Origin of the sequence: Haemophilus sp. CCUG 66565 (assembly GCF_001679495.1) — a bacterium.
In the GTDB taxonomy this organism is placed as follows: domain Bacteria; phylum Pseudomonadota; class Gammaproteobacteria; order Enterobacterales; family Pasteurellaceae; genus Haemophilus; species Haemophilus haemolyticus_K.
Map to the genome: position 1 here is coordinate 1 of NZ_LZOX01000001.1, position 17,442 is coordinate 17,442.

Annotated in this window: 16 protein-coding genes and 1 pseudogene; 7 read left to right on the forward strand and 10 right to left on the reverse strand. The window is 38.1% G+C overall.

From position 1 onward, the window contains the following. The first annotated feature begins 230 nt into the window (after window positions 1–230). Entirely contained in the window at window positions 231–824 is a 594-nt protein-coding gene (locus A9501_RS00005) for a uracil-DNA glycosylase family protein (protein ID WP_065264428.1), read from the forward strand. 3 nt (window positions 825–827) lie between these two features. Here A9501_RS00005 and A9501_RS00010 read toward each other — a convergent pair whose 3' ends face one another. The 3 genes and pseudogenes from A9501_RS00010 to A9501_RS00015 all read right to left on the reverse strand — a co-directional run bounded on the left by A9501_RS00010 (window position 828) and on the right by A9501_RS00015 (window position 3,388). Beyond that, entirely contained in the window at window positions 828–2,999 is a 2,172-nt protein-coding gene (locus A9501_RS00010; RefSeq protein WP_065264429.1) for a heavy metal translocating P-type ATPase, read from the reverse strand. A gap of 14 nt (window positions 3,000–3,013) precedes the next feature. Beyond that, a pseudogene (locus A9501_RS09440) lies at window positions 3,014–3,207 on the reverse strand (cation transporter); the annotation flags it as partial. Next, the gene (locus tag A9501_RS00015; protein ID WP_046942235.1) at window positions 3,182–3,388 is read right to left on the reverse strand and encodes a heavy-metal-associated domain-containing protein; all 207 of its coding nucleotides are present in this window, start codon (window positions 3,386–3,388) and stop codon (window positions 3,182–3,184) included. The gene A9501_RS00015 and the pseudogene A9501_RS09440, both read right to left, overlap by 26 nt. A gap of 76 nt (window positions 3,389–3,464) precedes the next feature. Between A9501_RS00015 and A9501_RS00020 the strand changes: the two genes are divergently transcribed. Then, complete coding sequence (locus A9501_RS00020; RefSeq protein WP_065264430.1) at window positions 3,465–3,851, forward strand: Cu(I)-responsive transcriptional regulator; 387 nt, start codon at window positions 3,465–3,467, stop codon at window positions 3,849–3,851. Window positions 3,852–3,864: 13 nt separating this feature from the next. Here A9501_RS00020 and metJ read toward each other — a convergent pair whose 3' ends face one another. Beyond that, a complete protein-coding gene (gene metJ / locus A9501_RS00025) occupies window positions 3,865–4,182 on the reverse strand; it encodes a met regulon transcriptional regulator MetJ (RefSeq protein ID WP_005634287.1) in 318 nt (105 codons plus the stop codon). Window positions 4,183–4,429: 247 nt separating this feature from the next. On the opposite strand from metJ, the gene rho reads away from it, so the two are divergent. The 3 genes from rho to A9501_RS00040 all read left to right on the forward strand — a co-directional run bounded on the left by rho (window position 4,430) and on the right by A9501_RS00040 (window position 8,566). Continuing rightward, the gene (rho, locus tag A9501_RS00030) at window positions 4,430–5,692 is read left to right on the forward strand and encodes a transcription termination factor Rho (protein ID WP_048954295.1); all 1,263 of its coding nucleotides are present in this window, start codon (window positions 4,430–4,432) and stop codon (window positions 5,690–5,692) included. A gap of 232 nt (window positions 5,693–5,924) precedes the next feature. Then, window positions 5,925–7,163, forward strand: coding sequence for an HAAAP family serine/threonine permease (locus A9501_RS00035; protein WP_048954294.1), 1,239 nt, complete (start codon window positions 5,925–5,927; stop codon window positions 7,161–7,163). 35 nt (window positions 7,164–7,198) lie between these two features. Beyond that, window positions 7,199–8,566 carry an L-serine ammonia-lyase gene (locus A9501_RS00040; RefSeq protein WP_065264431.1) on the forward strand — a complete coding sequence of 456 codons (1,368 nt, stop codon included), beginning with the start codon at window positions 7,199–7,201 and terminating at the stop codon, window positions 8,564–8,566. A 45-nt stretch (window positions 8,567–8,611) separates the two neighbouring features. On the opposite strand, the gene A9501_RS09640 is transcribed toward A9501_RS00040, so the two are convergent. The 5 genes from A9501_RS09640 to pnp form a co-directional block, all read right to left on the reverse strand. After that, on the reverse strand, window positions 8,612–8,764 hold the full coding sequence (locus A9501_RS09640; RefSeq protein ID WP_179855769.1) for a hypothetical protein: 153 nt from the start codon (window positions 8,762–8,764) through the stop codon (window positions 8,612–8,614). A gap of 1 nt (window position 8,765) precedes the next feature. Further along, window positions 8,766–10,217, reverse strand: coding sequence for a membrane-bound lytic murein transglycosylase MltF (gene mltF / locus A9501_RS00045; RefSeq protein ID WP_065264432.1), 1,452 nt, complete (start codon window positions 10,215–10,217; stop codon window positions 8,766–8,768). A gap of 168 nt (window positions 10,218–10,385) precedes the next feature. Next, window positions 10,386–12,224, reverse strand: coding sequence for a DEAD/DEAH box helicase (locus A9501_RS00050; RefSeq protein WP_065264433.1), 1,839 nt, complete (start codon window positions 12,222–12,224; stop codon window positions 10,386–10,388). 120 nt (window positions 12,225–12,344) lie between these two features. Continuing rightward, window positions 12,345–13,289 (reverse strand): lipoprotein NlpI, encoded by a 945-nt coding sequence (nlpI, locus tag A9501_RS00055; protein WP_065264434.1) that lies wholly within the window; start codon window positions 13,287–13,289, stop codon window positions 12,345–12,347. 81 nt (window positions 13,290–13,370) lie between these two features. Then, window positions 13,371–15,500: a polyribonucleotide nucleotidyltransferase gene (gene pnp, locus A9501_RS00060; protein WP_065264435.1), complete on the reverse strand. Its 2,130-nt coding sequence runs from the start codon at window positions 15,498–15,500 to the stop codon at window positions 13,371–13,373. 273 nt (window positions 15,501–15,773) lie between these two features. On the opposite strand from pnp, the gene A9501_RS00065 reads away from it, so the two are divergent. Next, complete coding sequence (locus tag A9501_RS00065) at window positions 15,774–16,616, forward strand: glycosyltransferase family 8 protein (RefSeq protein WP_065264436.1); 843 nt, start codon at window positions 15,774–15,776, stop codon at window positions 16,614–16,616. A gap of 75 nt (window positions 16,617–16,691) precedes the next feature. Then, complete coding sequence (gene nanQ, locus A9501_RS00070) at window positions 16,692–17,159, forward strand: N-acetylneuraminate anomerase (RefSeq protein ID WP_065264437.1); 468 nt, start codon at window positions 16,692–16,694, stop codon at window positions 17,157–17,159. Between the two features lie 52 nt (window positions 17,160–17,211). Here the strand turns inward: nanQ and A9501_RS00075 are convergent, their stop codons facing one another. Then, window positions 17,212–17,433 (reverse strand): sulfurtransferase TusA family protein, encoded by a 222-nt coding sequence (locus tag A9501_RS00075; protein ID WP_005631077.1) that lies wholly within the window; start codon window positions 17,431–17,433, stop codon window positions 17,212–17,214. Window positions 17,434–17,442: the final 9 nt, after the last annotated feature.

Genomic DNA, 17,442 nt, shown 5'->3' on the forward strand with positions numbered 1-17,442 from the left:
CAGAAGAACCCCAGTTGAAAAGCTGGGGTTTTGTTTTTTATAATTTATTCATTATTTAAAGAAAAGAATTAAAGTAGAAAATAGGGCTCTTTGTTCAGAGACTAAGTTTTTTATTTTTTGTATTGCCTACAATATAGTTTTAATAAATATACCTATTTATATCATTTATAGTTTTGATTTTTTATATTTTTCAAATAGACTTTGTATACTCATTTCTAATCTCATCCATTATGCTTAAAAATTTAGACGAAATAACTTCAAGTATTATCGCTGATCCTCAAAATAAAGATTTTACAGGTCGTGGAATTTTTCCTTTATTTTCGGCCCCTAAAACAGCTAGGATTAATATTGTTGGTCAAGCACCTGGATTAAAGGCTGAGCAAACTCGTTTATATTGGAATGATAAAAGCGGTGATCGTCTGCGTGATTGGCTAGGTGTGGATTACGATTATTTTTATAATTCAGGGATGTTTGCGGTTCTTCCTATGGATTTCTATTATCCTGGAAAAGGAAAATCTGGAGACTTACCTCCAAGGTCTGGGTTTGCAGAAAAATGGCATCCCCAGATTCTAGAAAATTTACCGAATATTCAGTTAACCCTTTTGATTGGTCAATATGCACAGAAATTTTACCTTTCGGATAATAAAAATAACGTAACTGAAACAGTTAAAAATTATCAAAAATTTTTACCGCACTTTATTCCTTTAGTTCATCCTTCACCTAGAAATCAATTTTGGATAGAAAGAAATCCTTGGTTTGGCGAAAAGGTCATTCCCGATTTGCAAAAATTAGTGAAGCGTATCATCAATGAATCAAAAGGGTAGTTGTCATATTTTTACTTTTTTCAATCTTAAGGCGTTCATCAATACGGAAATTGAACTCATCGCCATCGCAGCACCTGCAATGACTGGATTTAGAAAACCGAAAGCAGCAAGGGGTATTCCGAGAATATTGTAAATCAAAGCAAAAAATAGATTTTGTTTGATATTTTTCAAGGTCGCCCTTGCAATAAAAAGCGCATCTACAAGTTGATTCACCGAATGTTGCATAAGTGTTGCAGAGGCCGTTTGTTCCGCAATATCTGAACCTGATTTCATCGCAAAACTGACGTTTGCAGCGGCTAAAGCAGGCGCATCATTTATTCCATCACCTACCATTGCTACAACATGACCTAGAGCTTTCAGCTTTTGAATTTGTTCCGCCTTATCTCTAGGGCTGAGGCCTCCAAAGGCTTTCTTAATGCCGAGTTGTTTCGCTATGTAATCCACGACAGATTGTTGATCGCCACTCATAATTACTACATCAATATTTTGCTGTTGTAAGCGTTGAATGGCGTGCAAGCTATCGTTTTTTAAGGTATCCGTCAGCGCAAATGCGCCAATGGGTTCATTATTTATAGATACCGCGACAATGCTCGCAATTTGCCAGATATCCTCTAAATTTTTAGGCAAGATTAAACCGCAATAATCGGGTTTGCCTACTTTTATTGTTCCTACTTGTTCTAATTCGGCTTGAATGCCTTGACCGACTTCCATCTTTGAAAAAAGTGCGGTGGGAATTTCTAACATTTTTTGTTCTGCTGCTTGCACAATAGCTTTTGCAATTGGGTGGTTAGCTTGTCGTTCAACAGCTGCGGCAAAGCGATACAAATCTTCTTCAGAATACACCGCACTTTGTGGCTGCCATAAAGCAGAGATTTCAAGCTCGCCTTTTGTTAGCGTGCCTGTTTTATCAAGTACAACGGTATCCACATGGGCAGTTCCCTCCATTGCTGCTGCATCTTTAAACCATACGCCAGCATTGACCGCTTTACCTAAACCAACCATGATGGATGCTGGTGTGGCTAATCCCAAGGCACAAGGGCAAGCAATTACAAGCACGGATACTGCGTGAATAAGTGAAGACACACTATCATTCGTCAGAACGTAGGTGAGTGCGAAAGTAACAAGTGAAATCAGTAATACAGCAGGTACAAACACTGACGCAACTTTGTCAGCAAATCGTGCAATTGGCGCTTTTGAACCTTGCGCATCTGATAATGCATTCATCATATCGCCAAGTAAGGTTTGGCTACCAAGCTGATTCGCTTGATAGATGATAGAACCTTCAGTTACCATCGCCCCCGCTAATACTTTTCCACCTTTCTGTTTTTCTTCTGGACGAGATTCACCCGTTAAATGACTTTCATCACACCACCCATTTCCACTTTCAATTATACCGTCTGCTGCAATACGCTCGCCTTGATTGGCACGAATGATCTCGCCAATATTGACTTGGTCAAGGGCAATTTCAGTCCATTTGTCATTACGTAGTGCAGTGACTTTTTTCGGTGTCAGTTGCAAGAGCATGCTTAAGCTATTTAGGCTGTGCTTTTTAGTGCGATCTTCAAGAAATTTTCCAAGACTGACAAAACCAATCACCATAACAGAAACTTCAAAGTACACATGTCCCATTGCATGATTGTCGTGGTAAAACAACATGAAAGCAGAATAAAGATAAATGGTGAGCGTTCCTGTACTGACAAGGACATCCATATTGGCAAGTCCACCACGAATACTACCGATTGCTCCGCGATAAAATGGAATGGCTAACCAAAGTTGCACAATGCTCGCTAATGCAAATTGCCAAATAGGTGGCAACATTAAGTTATGTGAGCCACTCATCATGCCAAGCATACCAATCAGAAATGGAATATTGATTATCCAAAGTATGATTAATCGCCAAGGGATTGATATATTTTTTTCTTCTATTGGTAATTCGTTGGCTTGTTTGATATGAGCAGAAAAACCTGTTTTATGAATAATCTCTATAATTTCAGTTTCGCTTACTTGCGTAGAGTCAAATACAACTTGTGCTTCTTCGGCAGCAAAATTCACTCCAGCTTGTTGTACAAATGTTTTCTTATTTAAAACTTTTTCAATACGATTGGCACAAGATTGGCAGGTCATCCCACCAATCTGAATCGAAATTTTTTTACTCTGTGACGTCAAATCCGGCATCTTCAATTACCTCAATCAACTATTTCAGTTTCGCTTACTTGCGTAGAGTCAAATACAACTTGTGCTTCTTCGGCGGCAAAATTCACTCCAGCTTGTTGTACAAATGTTTTCTTATTTAAAACTTTTTCAATACGATTGGCACAAGATTGGCAGGTCATCCCACCAATCTGAATCGAAATTTTTTACTCTGTAGCGTCAAATCCGGCATCTTCAATTACCTCAATCAACTGTGCAACATTGACTCGATTTTCATCAAAAGTAATATTTGCTTTACCTTCTAGTTGAACATCAGCAGACTGTACGCCATCTAATTCAGTTAAAACTTGAGTAACGCTTTTTACGCAACCGCCGCAATGCATGCCTTCTATGTTTAATGTGATAGTTTTCATTTTTACTCCTTGTTAGTTGTTTTATTGATGGCTACACTATAAACTTTTACGTAAGGTTAAGGTCAAGAAATTTTTTATGAATATTAGTGAAGCCGCAAAATTAGTAGGTTTATCTACGAAACAAATCCGTGATTATGAAAAAATGGGTTTAATTAAACCCGCTATTCGCAGTTTATCGGGATATAGAAATTATGGAGAAAGTGATTTAGAAAGGTTGCATTTTATTCGCCACTCACGCGATGTGGGGTTTTCATTACATCAAATCGCACAATTATTAGCACTACAAGATAATCCTAAGCGTAGTAGTCGAGAAGTGAAAGTGCTAACTGCTCAACATATTGCGATGTTGAATCAACAAATAGAACAGTTACAAAAAATGGTACAAGAATTGCAGCGTTGGCATGATAATTGTCAGGGCAATGATTTCCCTGAATGTTCAATTTTGAATGGGTTAAAAGGATAAATGGAAAGTGCGGTTAATATTCCCAGCTTTCTGGATCGACACCTAATTCACGCATAAGAACTTTGGCATCTTCGGGAATTTCATCATTACGCTCTTTCATTAAATCTGCATCGGTGGGCAAAGGTTGACCGGTGAATGCATGCAAAAATGCTTCGCAAAGTAATTCACTGTTGGTTGCATGACGTAAACTTTTTAATTGGCGGCGAGTGCGTTCATTCGTCAAAATTTCCAATACTTTGATTGGAATAGACACAGTGATTTTTTTTACTTGCTCGCTTTTTTTGCCATGTTCTGCATAAGGGCTGATATATTTTCCGTCCCAATCCGCCATAATTTACCTTAGTGCTTATTGATAACCTTACAAATTGTCCGTATTCTAATGAAAAATCAAATAAATAACAATCTAGACGGCTAAACTTCTATGTTAAAAAGAGAAAGAAAAGTGCGGTAATTTTTTAGATTAAATTTAAAGAAACGCTAGACAGTATAGGGTTTTAGTGGTAATTTACGCGCCATTCAAAGGGCATTGGCTCACCATTCGAATCATCAATTCTTATTAATTCCAATATTTATTCATTATGCATTTAACTGAACTTAAAAATACGCCTGTTTCTGATCTTGTGAAACTTGGCGAAGAACAAATGGGCTTAGAGAATTTAGCTCGTTTGCGTAAACAAGATATTGTCTTCGCAATTTTAAAACAGCACGCCAAAAGCGGTGAAGATATTTTCGGCGGCGGCGTATTAGAAATCTTACCGGATGGTTTTGGTTTCCTTCGTTCTGCTGACAGTTCCTACCTTGCAGGCCCTGATGATATCTATGTTTCCCCAAGTCAAATTCGTCGTTTTAACCTTCAAACTGGTGATAAAATCGAAGGTAAAATCCGTCCACCAAAAGAAGGCGAACGCTATTTTGCACTTTTAAAAGTTGATCAAGTTAATGATGACAAACCTGAAGTTTCTCGTAGCAAAATCTTATTTGAAAACTTAACGCCATTACATGCTAACTCTCGTTTAAGAATGGAGCGAGGCAATGGCTCAACAGAAGATTTAACCGCACGTATTTTGGATTTAGCATCACCAATTGGTAAAGGTCAACGTGGTTTGATTGTTGCTCCACCAAAAGCAGGTAAAACCATGTTGCTGCAAAATATTGCGCAAAGTATCACGCATAATTATCCTGATGTAGAGCTTATCGTATTGCTGATTGATGAACGCCCAGAAGAAGTGACAGAAATGCAACGTTCAGTAAAAGGCGAGGTAATTGCTTCTACTTTTGATGAGCCTGCAACTCGTCACGTTCAAGTGGCAGAAATGGTAATCGAAAAAGCGAAACGTTCAGTCGAGCATAAAAAAGATGTGGTGATTCTGCTTGACTCTATTACACGTTTAGCGCGCGCTTATAATACAGTCACTCCAGCTTCAGGTAAAATCTTATCTGGTGGTGTGGATGCTAACGCATTGCATCGTCCAAAACGTTTCTTTGGTGCTGCACGTAACGTGGAAGAAGGGGGTAGTTTAACGATTATTGCTACAGCACTAGTTGATACCGGTTCGAAAATGGATGAAGTTATTTTCGAAGAATTTAAAGGTACAGGTAATATGGAATTACACCTTTCTCGTAAAATTGCAGAAAAACGTGTATTCCCTGCAATTGATTTCAATCGTTCAGGTACTCGTAAGGAAGATTTACTTACTTCACCTGAAGAGCTTCAAAAAATGTGGATTCTACGTAAAATTCTTAATCCTATGGGAGAGGTAGAAGCAATGGAATTCCTTATTGATAAACTTATGGTTGCAAAAACCAATGAAGAGTTTTTTGAAGTAATGAAACGTTCATAGAAAGAAATATTCTAAAACTCTTTTATATAGTCGGTACTCTTATAGGAGTACCGATTTTTTATTGTTCGAATTTACCGCACTTTTGATAAAAAAATTTTAACTTGATCACAATTTTAGAATTTGCTCTTTGAGATTCTCTATTTATCGGCATAACATAATACTCAAATTTTGTTAGGGCATATTTTGCTCTGCAAATTGACAAATTTAAATAATTTATGCTTTGGAGCAAACTATGAAACCAACAGAAAAACTCAAATGGAACAAATTTGATGCAACATGGATGTTAAACCTTTTCGGTACAGCGGTTGGCGCTGGCGTCTTATTCCTACCGATTAACGCAGGGATGGGTGGATTTTGGCCGTTAGTTTTAATGGCAATTATCGTCGGACCAATGACCTATTTTGCTCACCGTGGCTTAGCCTATTTTGTACTTTCATCAAAAAATCCTGGCAGCGATATTACTGAAGTGGTGGAAGAACACTTTGGTAAAACAGCGGGTAAACTTATCACCCTACTTTATTTCTTTGCTATTTTCCCTATTCTTTTAATTTACGGTAACGGTATTACTAACACTGTCGATTCTTTCATTGTGAATCAACTTGGCATGGCGTCACCAAACCGAGCTATTCTCTCTTTTGTATTAATTGCAATATTGATTTCCGTTATGCTATTTAATGAAAAAGTGATGTTAAAAATCACAGAATGGCTTGTTTACCCGTTAGTATTAATTTTATTCGCACTTTCTATTTACTTAATTCCAGAATGGAATGGCGCGATGTTACATGAATTCCCAACAGCAGGCGGTTTCGTTACCACATTGTGGCTTACTATTCCTGTATTAGTATTCTCATTCAACCATTCACCAGCAATTTCATCTTTTACTTGCTCACAATTCCGTGAATACAAAACTTTCGATGGTGCAGAACGCCATATCGGTCATACAGAAAAAGGTACCTCAACGATTTTGTTATTCTTTGTAATGTTCTTCGTATTTAGTTGTGTATTAACATTAACACCTGAAGAATTAGTGGCAGCAAAAGCACAAAATATCAGTATTTTGTCTTTTTTAGCGAATAAATTTGATAATCCATATATCTCTTATTTTGGCCCGCTTGTTGCATTCTTAGCGATTACTAGCTCATTCTTCGGCCACTATATGGGCGCACGTGAAGGCTTAGAAGGATTATATTTGAAAATGAAAGGCGAATCTGTAAATCGTAAAAAACTCAATTATGCGACCGCACTTTTCTTCTTATTAACTTTATGGGGTGTTGCGATTATTAATCCAAGTATCTTAGGCTTAATTGAATCTCTTGGCGGCCCAATCATTGCGATGATTTTGTTTATCATGCCAATGTACGCGATTCGTAAAATTCCAGCGATGAAACGCTACAGCGGACGTTTCAGCAATGTTTTTGTAACGATTATGGGATTAATCGCTATCTCTGCGGTTGTTTATGGATTATTATAAGCGCCCTTTAAAGTTTAGCGAATTTTGAGAAATTTATGATTAGCGTATTTGATATGTTTAAAGTGGGAATTGGGCCATCCAGTTCCCACACTGTCGGCCCGATGAAAGCCGGCAAACAATTTATAGATGACTTAATTGAACGAAATCAGTTTGAACAAACCGCTGAAATTCATGTGGATGTGTATGGTTCTCTTTCGATGACAGGGAGAGGCCACGGTACAGATATTGCCATCATCATGGGGTTAGCGGGTTATTTACCACATAATGTGGATATCGATATGATTTCAGGTTTCATCGAGAAAGTGAAACAAACTGCGCTTTTACCAATTAATGTTGGTCAAAAAACGGTGAAATTTGATTTTGAAAATAATCTCATTTTCCACCGCACTTTTTTAAAATTGCACGAAAATGGCATGACAATTACCGCCCTTGATAAAAATCGCACAGAGCTTTATCGCCAAACCTATTATTCGATCGGTGGTGGTTTTATTGTCGATGAAGCCCATTTTGGTCAAGAAGAAAAAAACACAGTCCAAGTGCCTTATCCTTACAAAAATGCAGAAGATATTTTGAAACATTGCAGTGATAACGGCTTAATGCTTTCCACTGTGATGTTGGAAAATGAAGTCGCCTTGCATGGCAAAGAAGCTGTCAGTGCTCATTTAGAGAATGTTTGGAAGACGATGCAAGCTTGTATCGAACATGGTATTCATACTGAAGGGATTTTACCTGGGCCATTACGAGTGCCACGTCGTGCAGCATCCCTTTATCGTATGTTGCAAGCAAATACTAATTTATCTAACGATCCAATGCGCGTAATTGACTGGGTCAATATGTTTGCGCTTGCTGTCAATGAAGAAAATGCAGCGGGTGGACGAGTAGTCACAGCTCCAACTAATGGTGCATGTGGGATTATTCCTGCCGTATTGGCTTACTATGAGAAATTCATCTCGCCATTAACACCTGAAATCATTGAGCGCTATTTATTAGCAGCAGGTATGATTGGTTCACTTTATAAAATGAATGCTTCGATTTCTGGCGCAGAAGTGGGTTGTCAAGGTGAAGTGGGTGTAGCATGTTCAATGGCTGCTGCGGGACTGGCTGAAATTTTGGGTGGCAATCCACTGCAAGTATGCATCGCAGCTGAAATTGCAATGGAGCATAACTTAGGATTAACTTGCGACCCTGTCGGCGGTCAAGTTCAAGTACCTTGTATCGAACGCAATGCGATTGCTTCAGTTAAAGCAATCAATGCATCACGTATGGCTTTACGCCGTACCACTAATCCAAGAGTAACCTTGGATAAAGTGATTGAAACAATGTATGAAACAGGCAAAGACATGAATGCCAAGTATCGTGAAACATCTCAAGGCGGACTTGCAGTTAAGATTGTGTGTTCTTAGTAGAGGTAAAAAAGGATTGAGCAATGCTCAATCCTTTTCATTTTGTTAACAACAAATATCTTGTACTACAAATTGAAGTGAATGGCGCGCAAATTGTTGCTTTTTTCGATGTTTTAAACGTCTTAAACGTGAATTTCGAGATAAAGAGGTTTGTTGTAAATTGGTTTTCTTTTTAAGAAAAGCTTTGCGTTTTAACATTTTATTTATCCTTTTTTTCTTTTATTTCTTCTGAATTTCCAACCGCACTTTCGTTGTTGGTATTATCATTCGTTGTTTGATTTTCTTGGACTCGATGATAATTAACAATGCTATTCATATAGCGGCGAATATTTTCTACATATTGATGGGCTTCATAGCCTCGCGCATAGCCGTATTTCAGTTGGGAATAATAGCGTTTTTCTGCTAATAAAGGCAGATTTTTTTTCACATCGAGCCAATTATCTGGATTTCCTCCAAGGTTTTTAGTTAAACGACGTGCATCAATTAAGTGGCCCAGCCCCATGTTATAGGCGGCTAAAGCAAACCAAATTCTTTCTTCTTTTTCAATGGTTTCTGGAATTTGACTAATCAGCCAGTGTAAATATTCTGATCCCGCTTTAATGCTTTGTTCAGGATCTGTTCTATCGCTGATTTTCATATGTTGCGCGGTATCTTTAGTTAACATCATTATGCCACGCACGCCCGTAGGTGATGTTGCATCAGGATTCCAATGAGACTCTTGATAAGCGACCGCTGCGAGTAATCGCCAATCTAATTCACCTTTGTATTTTTCAAAGAGCGGTGAGAATTGTGGCAGGGTATTTTCAATTGCGTTCATATAAGAGCGCGTATCCACGTAATCAAATTGTAAAATATGTCCTAAATATTTTTCTTTTAAATTATCCACTAGCCCTGTTTCTTGTGCATTATTCATAAAATTGAGTAAGGCCGCTTGCAGATCGTTGTAGGCATTATTCGGTAAATACCAGTGAATGTTTGCTTCATCAGTAATATCAAAGGCAATGGCTAATTCTGGTTTGATTTGTTGGATTGCCGCGATATCAATGGAATTAGCAATAACGTAAGGAATTTTTCCTTCAGACAGCTGTAGTAATAGTTCTTCTTGAGTAAACGCTTGATTTCTTTTCCAAGTTAATTGTGGATATTGTTTTTGTAATTCTTTTAGTGTTTCTTCCAATGATGAATTGTTAGCGATATAAATTTCTTTCTTAATATCGCCTAGATTTTTAGGGCGTTGTTCATTTTTTCGATAAGCTAATTGCCATGAAGCGGAATGATATGCTGGGCCAATTTGGAAACGCTCTGCATTATTAGGATGATATAAAAGGTGAGCCGCAGCTAAATCAATATTATGCTTATCTAACTCATTAAATAATTGTTCTTGATTGTCGAAAGTTTTAATTTCGAGTTCTACACCCAGTGAATCAGAAAATGCTTTAGCCAATTCATATTCAAAGCCTCGTTCGCCGTCTTTATTTATAAAATAAGAAATAGGGTTGTTCATTGTGCCTACAATGAGTGAGCCTCGTTCTTGAATTGCTGTATAGTGGTTTTCTTCAGCATGGCGTAAAAATTGCCATGGGAATACCATATCAATAGCCCAAAGCAATAAAGCCAAGGCAGTAATAATACGTAAAAAGAGACCTTTCAATGATTTTTCCTATATAAAAAGCTTGCGGGATTGTAGCCAGAATTTAAGCAATACACAATAAAAAGCCCCTTGAGGTTCAAGGGGCTAAGTTTTGTTCATCGAGTGGTGCTAAATTTTAAATGATGCAAAACATTAGGAAATAGCACTATTCTTTATATCACAAGGATATTATCCTCGGCGATCACGGCGTGGTTTATCGCTAAAAGAGCGGTTACTTTTTTCATTAAATTTACGATTTCCATGATTGTCACCACCGCGTTCATTACGTCCGCGTTCTCCACGGAAATCGCCCCCACGGCCTTTACGTTTACCGTTAAAATCATCGCCACCACGGGAACTATCAGACTTCACCGCACCTAAGAAAGACATTTGCATTTGTTTATTCAATACGCGTGTTTTACCGAATTGTTGAAGTAGTTCTTTCGGCATACCTTGTGGCAATTCAACGGTAGTGTAATCATCATAAAGTTTGATATGACCAATATAGCGGCTATTGATATCACCTTCGTTAGCAATCGCACCAACGATATGGCGAACTTCTACACCATCCGCACGACCCACTTCGATACGATATAAATCCATTGGTTGTGGATTTCCATAGCCTTTACGTTCTCCACGACGTTCAGCTGAACGTGGATTGTCACGGCGATCACCTCGTTCATTACGTTCACGACGACGTTTTTCCATTGGTGGATCAGGTGGAAGAATTAATTTTTGTTTGCCTTGCAGCAACATTAACATTGCCGCTGCAATATCTTCTTGATCTTGATCGGCTGTGAATAAGTCTTCTAATAAACTACGATATTGTTCTAAATCGTGATGTTCGAGTTGTTTCGTAATTTTTGCGACGAATTTTTTGCGACGGCATTCTTGTAACACAAGATGATTTGGCAATTCTACTTCATTGATACCTTTTTTCATTAGGTGTTCAATATTACGAAGTAAACGACGCTCACGAGGCTCAACGAATAATAAAGCACGACCAGAACGACCTGCACGACCAGTACGGCCAATTCGGTGTACATAAGATTCTGCATCAAGCGGAATGTCGTAGTTCACCACTAGGCTGATGCGTTCAATATCAATACCGCGTGCGGCCACATCGGTTGCCACAACAATATCTAAACTGCCGTTACGTAAGCGATCGAGTGTTTGCTCGCGCAATTGTTGTGTCATATCACCATTAAGTGCGGCAGAACGGAAACCATTTTTTTCAAGTAGTTCTGTAATGTCTAACGTACCGGTTTTAGTGCGAGCAAAGATAATCGCTGCATCAAAATTTTCCACTTCTAAGAAACGAAGAAGGGCTTCGTTTTTACGCACGCCGTGCACATACCAACAACTTTGCTCAATATCTGGAGCATTTTCGTTATTAACTTTGATCTTCACTTCTTTCGGATCATTCATAAAACGTTTCGTAATACGACGGATCGGTTCAGGCATTGTTGCAGAGAATAACGCTGTTTGGTGATTTTCTGGTAATTCTGCCATGACGGTTTCTACATCATCAATGAAACCCATGCGTAGCATCTCATCTGCTTCATCTAATACGATAAAACGAAGTTCAGAAAGATTTAATGTTCCGCGGCGAATATGGTCAAGAATACGACCTGGTGTACCTACAACTACTTGTGCGCCTTGTTTTAATGCACGAAGTTGGATGTCATAACGTTGCCCGCCATATAAGGTAACAATGCGGGAGCCATGAGCATATTTAACAAATTGTTCGCAAGCATCGGCAACTTGAATAGCAAGTTCGCGAGTAGGCGCCATTACTAACATTTGTGGATGTTTTTCACTTGGATCGATTTGCGCTAATAAAGGCAGTGCAAAAGCAGCGGTTTTACCACTACCCGTTTGTGCCATACCTAGCACATCATTGCCATTGAGCAAATGTGGGATACAAGCTTGTTGAATTGGAGAAGGGGTTTCAAAACCTAAGTCAGAAACAGCTTTTAAGATGAACTCAGGTAAGCCTAAGTCATTAAAAGTAATTTTGTCAGTCATTAAAATACTCGAATATAAATAAGGAAAGCTCAAAGAGGCCTTCGGTTTATTAAGTTGAGCAAAGCGAATGAATTTTTCTATTCATTCTACTGCAAAGAGCGGTGAGTTTTGGATTGATTTTTAGAAAACAATCGCTTTTGTTACCGCACTTTTCTCTTCTTTTTCGTCTTCTGTTTGAACCGGTTTTAATTTCATTAGTTCAAACGCGGCAAAACGATACTCAACAAAGTTATAAACCTGATTTGCCATAGCTAGTTTAAATAAAGCTGCTGCTTCATCTACTAGCCCTACATTGAGTTTTTGTTTTGCTAGATAAAAATAGGTTTCTGTGAGAATTTCAGCATATTGTTGTGAATTTTCGGCAAATTCACTCGCACGTTGTTGTAATTCTTCTACAGAGATGCGTCCTAAGTAATATTGAACGATGTGTGTACCCCAGAAGTCCTCTGATAGCCCTTTTGCTCGTTCAACAAGGTTTTTTTGGGCTTCTTGTGGTTTTAATTTTTGTTCGTTCAAATATAGCCATAAGACACGATAGGGATCTTTTGTATCGGCTTGGTAGAACTGTAAGAAATCTTGCTGAGCAAGATGGTAGCGCCCTACATAATAAAAATTTAAACCACGATTAAGGTGGGTATAGTCATAACTTGAGTCTAATTCAAACACAGTATTGAAAGCTTCCAATGCACCGTCGTAATCTTCTTCAAGCAATAAATAAAGCCCTAAGTAATTGTACACAGATGCCATTTTAGGCTGTAATGCAAGGGCTTGAGTAAAATCGTAACGAGCAAGTCCCCATAATCCAAGGGAATCATAGAGTACGCCACGTTCAAAATGTAGTGATGCACGTTCTTCATTACTCATTTTTCCAACGAGTAGTACTTGGCTTAATCGCACGATCATCACTTCTTGTTCAAAGTGAGTATTCGGGTTTTGTTCAGCCAACACGACATGATTTTTAGACACAAAACCACCCCTAGACTGAACACAGCCTGCAAGGAGTAAGATCGCACATAAGCTAAATAAATAGACTATAAAATTGCGAGATAAGCGAAAACACCGCATTTGCTTTCTTTATGCCTAAAAGTTGGAAAACAACAAAACTTGGCAGCAGTTGCTACCAAGTTTTGATTCGATATTCCAAGATTATTCTTGTTCTTCTACAGAATCTTCTTGGTTAATTTCAGTTTCTTGTTTTGGAGCCAAGTCTTTCATTGTTAAACGAATACGACCTTGACGATCGATTTCAACAACTTTTACGTTTACTTCTTGGCCCACTTGGAGGTAATCGCTAACTTTTTCTACGCGCTCTTCAGCAATTTGAGAAATATGAACTAAACCTTCTTTATTTCCAACGATTGCTACGAATGCGCCAAAATCAGCAAGGCGAGTGACTTTACCTTTGTAAATTGCGCCAGTTTCAACTTCTGCAACGATTTCTTCAATACGTCCCATTACGTTTTTCGCTGCATTGCTATCTACTGCGGCAATTTTCACTGTACCATCATCATCGATATCGATAGAAGTGCCAGTTTCTTCAGTTAGTGAACGAATTGTTGCACCACCTTTACCAATGACGTCTTTGATTTTTTTAGGATCAATTTTCATTGTATAGATGCGCGGTGCATAATCGGAGATATCAGCACGTGGAGCAGGGATTGCTTGTTCCATTACACCAAGAATGTGCATACGTGCACTTTTCGCTTGGTTTAATGCAATTTGCATAATTTCAGGGGTGATACCTTCAATTTTGATGTCCATTTGAAGTGCTGTTACACCTTCGCGTGTACCCGCTACTTTAAAGTCCATATCACCTAAGTGGTCTTCATCACCTAAAATATCTGAAAGCACCACGAATTTCTCTTCTTCTTTCACTAAGCCCATTGCGATACCTGCAACAGCAGCTTTGATTGGTACACCTGCATCCATTAACGCCAAAGATGCACCACATACAGATGCCATAGAAGAAGAACCGTTAGATTCAGTGATTTCAGATACAACACGCACAACATACGGGAATTCTGCAAGGCTTGGCATAACAGCCGATACACCGCGTTTTGCTAAACGACCGTGACCAATTTCACGACGTTTTGGTGAGCCGATCATACCGGTTTCACCTACAGAGTATGGAGGGAAGTTGTAGTGGAATAAGAAGTGATCTTGGCGTTCACCTGTTAATTCATCAATGATTTGTGCATCACGTTCAGTACCTAACGTTGCAACAGCTAATGCTTGCGTTTCACCACGGGTGAAAATTGCAGAACCGTGAGTACGTGGTAATACACCAGTACAAATATCTAATGCACGAACGGTATCAACGGTACGACCATCAATACGTGGTTCACCAGCAATGATACGGCCACGAACGATTTGGCTTTCAAGTGCGGTGAAAATATCCACGATTTTACCTTCGCTGATTTCTTCACCTTCAGCTGTGATTTGCGCAATCACATCTGCTTTAATTGCATCGATCTGTTCGTAACGAGCTTGTTTTTCAGTAATGCGGTATGCATCGCCTAAACGTGCTTCAGCAATTGCTTTTACTTTGTTGATTAAATCTGTATTTGGTTGTGGCGCAACCCAATCCCAACGTGGTTTGCCTGCTTCTTTTGCAAATTCTTTGATTGCTTCAACCACAACTTGTTGTTGTTGATGACCGAATACTACCGCTGCTAACATTTGTTCTTCAGTTAAGATATCAGCTTCAGATTCAACCATTAATACGGCTTTGTCAGTACCTGCAACCACTAAGTCCAAACGGCTTTGTTTTTGTTCAGCCATAGTTGGGTTTAATACGAATTGGTTGTCGATAAAACCAACGCGCGCTGCACCGATAGGACCGTTGAAAGGTACACCAGATAAGGTTAATGCTGCAGAAGCACCGATCATTGCAACTAAGTCAGGGCTGATTTGTGGGTTTACAGAAACCACAGTTGCCACAACTTGGGTTTCGTTGAAGAAACCTTCTGGGAATAATGGGCGAATTGGACGGTCGATTAAACGTGCAATTAAAGTTTCGCCTTCAGATGGACGACCTTCACGTTTGAAAAAACCACCAGGGATTTTACCCGCCGCATAAGTACGCTCTTGGTAGTTTACGGTTAATGGGAAGAAGTCTTGACCTTCTTTCACATCTTTTTTAGCCACAACAGTCACGAATACCGTGGTATCGTCCATGCTTGCCATGACCGAAGCAGTTGCTTGACGTGCAATTGCGCCAGTTTCTAGAGTAACGGTATGTTGACCGTATTTAAATTGTTTAACAATTGGATTCACAATGTTTTCCTTAAAATTCATATTAAAAACAATGCTTTATTTTCCAGATTGCGACTAGCAAAAGAAATCTTTTGTAAAAATAACCGCACTTTCGAGCGCTTAAAATTGCTTTTGATAGCCGCACGCTAATGTAGAAAATAAAGCCTGAGCATTATACAGGATGTTTTGCCTTAGTGGGTAACTTTATTTCACATTGTCAACTTGTTATGATTGCGTCACTTTTATTTTGCTCTAAAAAAGTTGATTGTGACTCACTCAAATTAGATTCCCCTTATGAAATATAATGTAATTATGGCTAGTGATGCCAACTATCTTCCTTATGTAGAAATTACACTGAAATCTTTATTAATGCACCATGAAAATCTCTCTGTTTTTATTTTACATACAGGCGATATTTCTGAGTCGTGGCAAAATGATCTTCAACCTTATTTTGCTAAACGCTATTCAACATTACAATTAGTTCATATAGATAAATCAGAATTAAGTTCTTTTAGTGTAAATAATTATATTACTTCTGCTACTTATTTAAGATTTTATATTGATCGCTTACTTCATTATAGTGATATTCCTTATTGGATTTATCTTGATTGTGATATCGTGATTAATGGCAATATTATGCTTCCTTTTGAATGCTTAGATTTTTCTCGCCACTCATTAGCCGCAGTTTTAGATCCTTATGTAACTCGCATAGGCCATCCTTATCAAGATGGGGATTATTTTAATGCGGGAGTTTTATATTTGAATATGGAGAAGTATCGCTTAGGTATTTCATCATTTTCTAAAGAATTATTTGAATTACATGAAAAGTTAAAAGAACGTTTAATTTATGGCGATCAAGATATACTAAATTACTATTTTAAAGATCGTTGGATTCCATTAGACAAGCGTTATAATTTTCAATTAGATCATATGATTTCAATTAATAGTCTTGATATTTCTCCTGTTATTCTTCATTTTACAGGCCCTCATAAGCCTCTTGATAATATTTTTTCTGAGAATGCTTGTGTTAATGCCGTAATTTCATTGTTTAGACTTTATGCGTCAATAAGTTGGCAAGATATTTGCTCTCTTCCGCTCGGTACTGTAAGAGCTAACTGGACTAATCAAGAAAGATGATGTAATCAGTAGCTTTATTTCATTTAACCGACTTGGTATCATAGGATAACTTTTATCCACTATAAGGAAAATTCTATGATTATTAGCAGTTTAACCAGCCCGAATTTTAAAGTTGGTTTACCAAAAGTGATTGCTGAAGTATGTGATTATTTGAATACGTTAGATTTGAATGCGTTAGAAAATGGTCGCCATGATATTAACGATCAAATTTATATGAACGTAATGGAGCCGGAAACGGCAGAACCAAGCAGCAAAAAAGCAGAGTTACATCATGAATACTTAGATGTTCAGGTGTTAATCCGCGGAACGGAAAATATAGAAGTTGGCGCTAATTATCCTGATTTGTCTAAATATGAATCTTATAACGAAGCGGATGATTATCAACTTTGTGCAGGTATTGATGATAAATTCACCATCACAATGAAACCAAAAATGTTCGCTGTATTTTATCCTTACGAACCGCATAAACCTTGCTGCGTAGTGAATGGAAAAACAGAAAAAATAAAAAAATTAGTCGTAAAAGTACCTGTTAAATTAATTTAATTTTTGAAAAAGGGCGGTTAAACATGTTTTTGTTTTTAACCGCCCTTTTTTATTATTTAATCACCGTAATTGACCATTTGGCATCATCAATTTGTTCGAAGTTTGTTACTTCATAACCTTCTTCTGCAGCCCAAGCAGGAATGGCCTCGGTGGCTTGTGTGCAGTCGAATTCAATTTCTAGGCCATCGCCTTTATTTAACTTAGCCATGGCTTCTTTAGCTTCAACGAGAGGAAATGGGCAAACAAGGCCAAGTGTTGGTAATTTAACGATCATATAAACTCC

Excerpts from the sequence above, each read along its gene's own strand:
- A9501_RS00015 (WP_046942235.1), bottom strand. The coding sequence starts at position 3,388 with ATGAAAACTATCACATTAAACATAGAAGGCATGCATTGCGGCGGTTGC.
- metJ (WP_005634287.1), bottom strand. The coding sequence starts at position 4,182 with ATGGCGGATTGGGACGGAAAATATATCAGCCCTTATGCAGAACATGGC.
- A9501_RS09640 (WP_179855769.1), bottom strand. The coding sequence starts at position 8,764 with ATGTTAAAACGCAAAGCTTTTCTTAAAAAGAAAACCAATTTACAACAA.
- A9501_RS00050 (WP_065264433.1), bottom strand. The coding sequence starts at position 12,224 with ATGACTGACAAAATTACTTTTAATGACTTAGGCTTACCTGAGTTCATC.
- nanQ (WP_065264437.1), top strand. The coding sequence starts at position 16,692 with ATGATTATTAGCAGTTTAACCAGCCCGAATTTTAAAGTTGGTTTACCA.
- rho (WP_048954295.1), top strand. The coding sequence starts at position 4,430 with ATGCATTTAACTGAACTTAAAAATACGCCTGTTTCTGATCTTGTGAAA.
- nlpI (WP_065264434.1), bottom strand. The coding sequence starts at position 13,289 with ATGCGGTGTTTTCGCTTATCTCGCAATTTTATAGTCTATTTATTTAGC.
- A9501_RS00075 (WP_005631077.1), bottom strand. The coding sequence starts at position 17,433 with ATGATCGTTAAATTACCAACACTTGGCCTTGTTTGCCCATTTCCTCTC.
- A9501_RS00065 (WP_065264436.1), top strand. The coding sequence starts at position 15,774 with ATGAAATATAATGTAATTATGGCTAGTGATGCCAACTATCTTCCTTAT.
- A9501_RS00005 (WP_065264428.1), top strand. The coding sequence starts at position 231 with ATGCTTAAAAATTTAGACGAAATAACTTCAAGTATTATCGCTGATCCT.
- A9501_RS00040 (WP_065264431.1), top strand. The coding sequence starts at position 7,199 with ATGATTAGCGTATTTGATATGTTTAAAGTGGGAATTGGGCCATCCAGT.
- A9501_RS00035 (WP_048954294.1), top strand. The coding sequence starts at position 5,925 with ATGAAACCAACAGAAAAACTCAAATGGAACAAATTTGATGCAACATGG.
- A9501_RS00020 (WP_065264430.1), top strand. The coding sequence starts at position 3,465 with ATGAATATTAGTGAAGCCGCAAAATTAGTAGGTTTATCTACGAAACAA.
- A9501_RS00010 (WP_065264429.1), bottom strand. The coding sequence starts at position 2,999 with ATGCCGGATTTGACGTCACAGAGTAAAAAAATTTCGATTCAGATTGGT.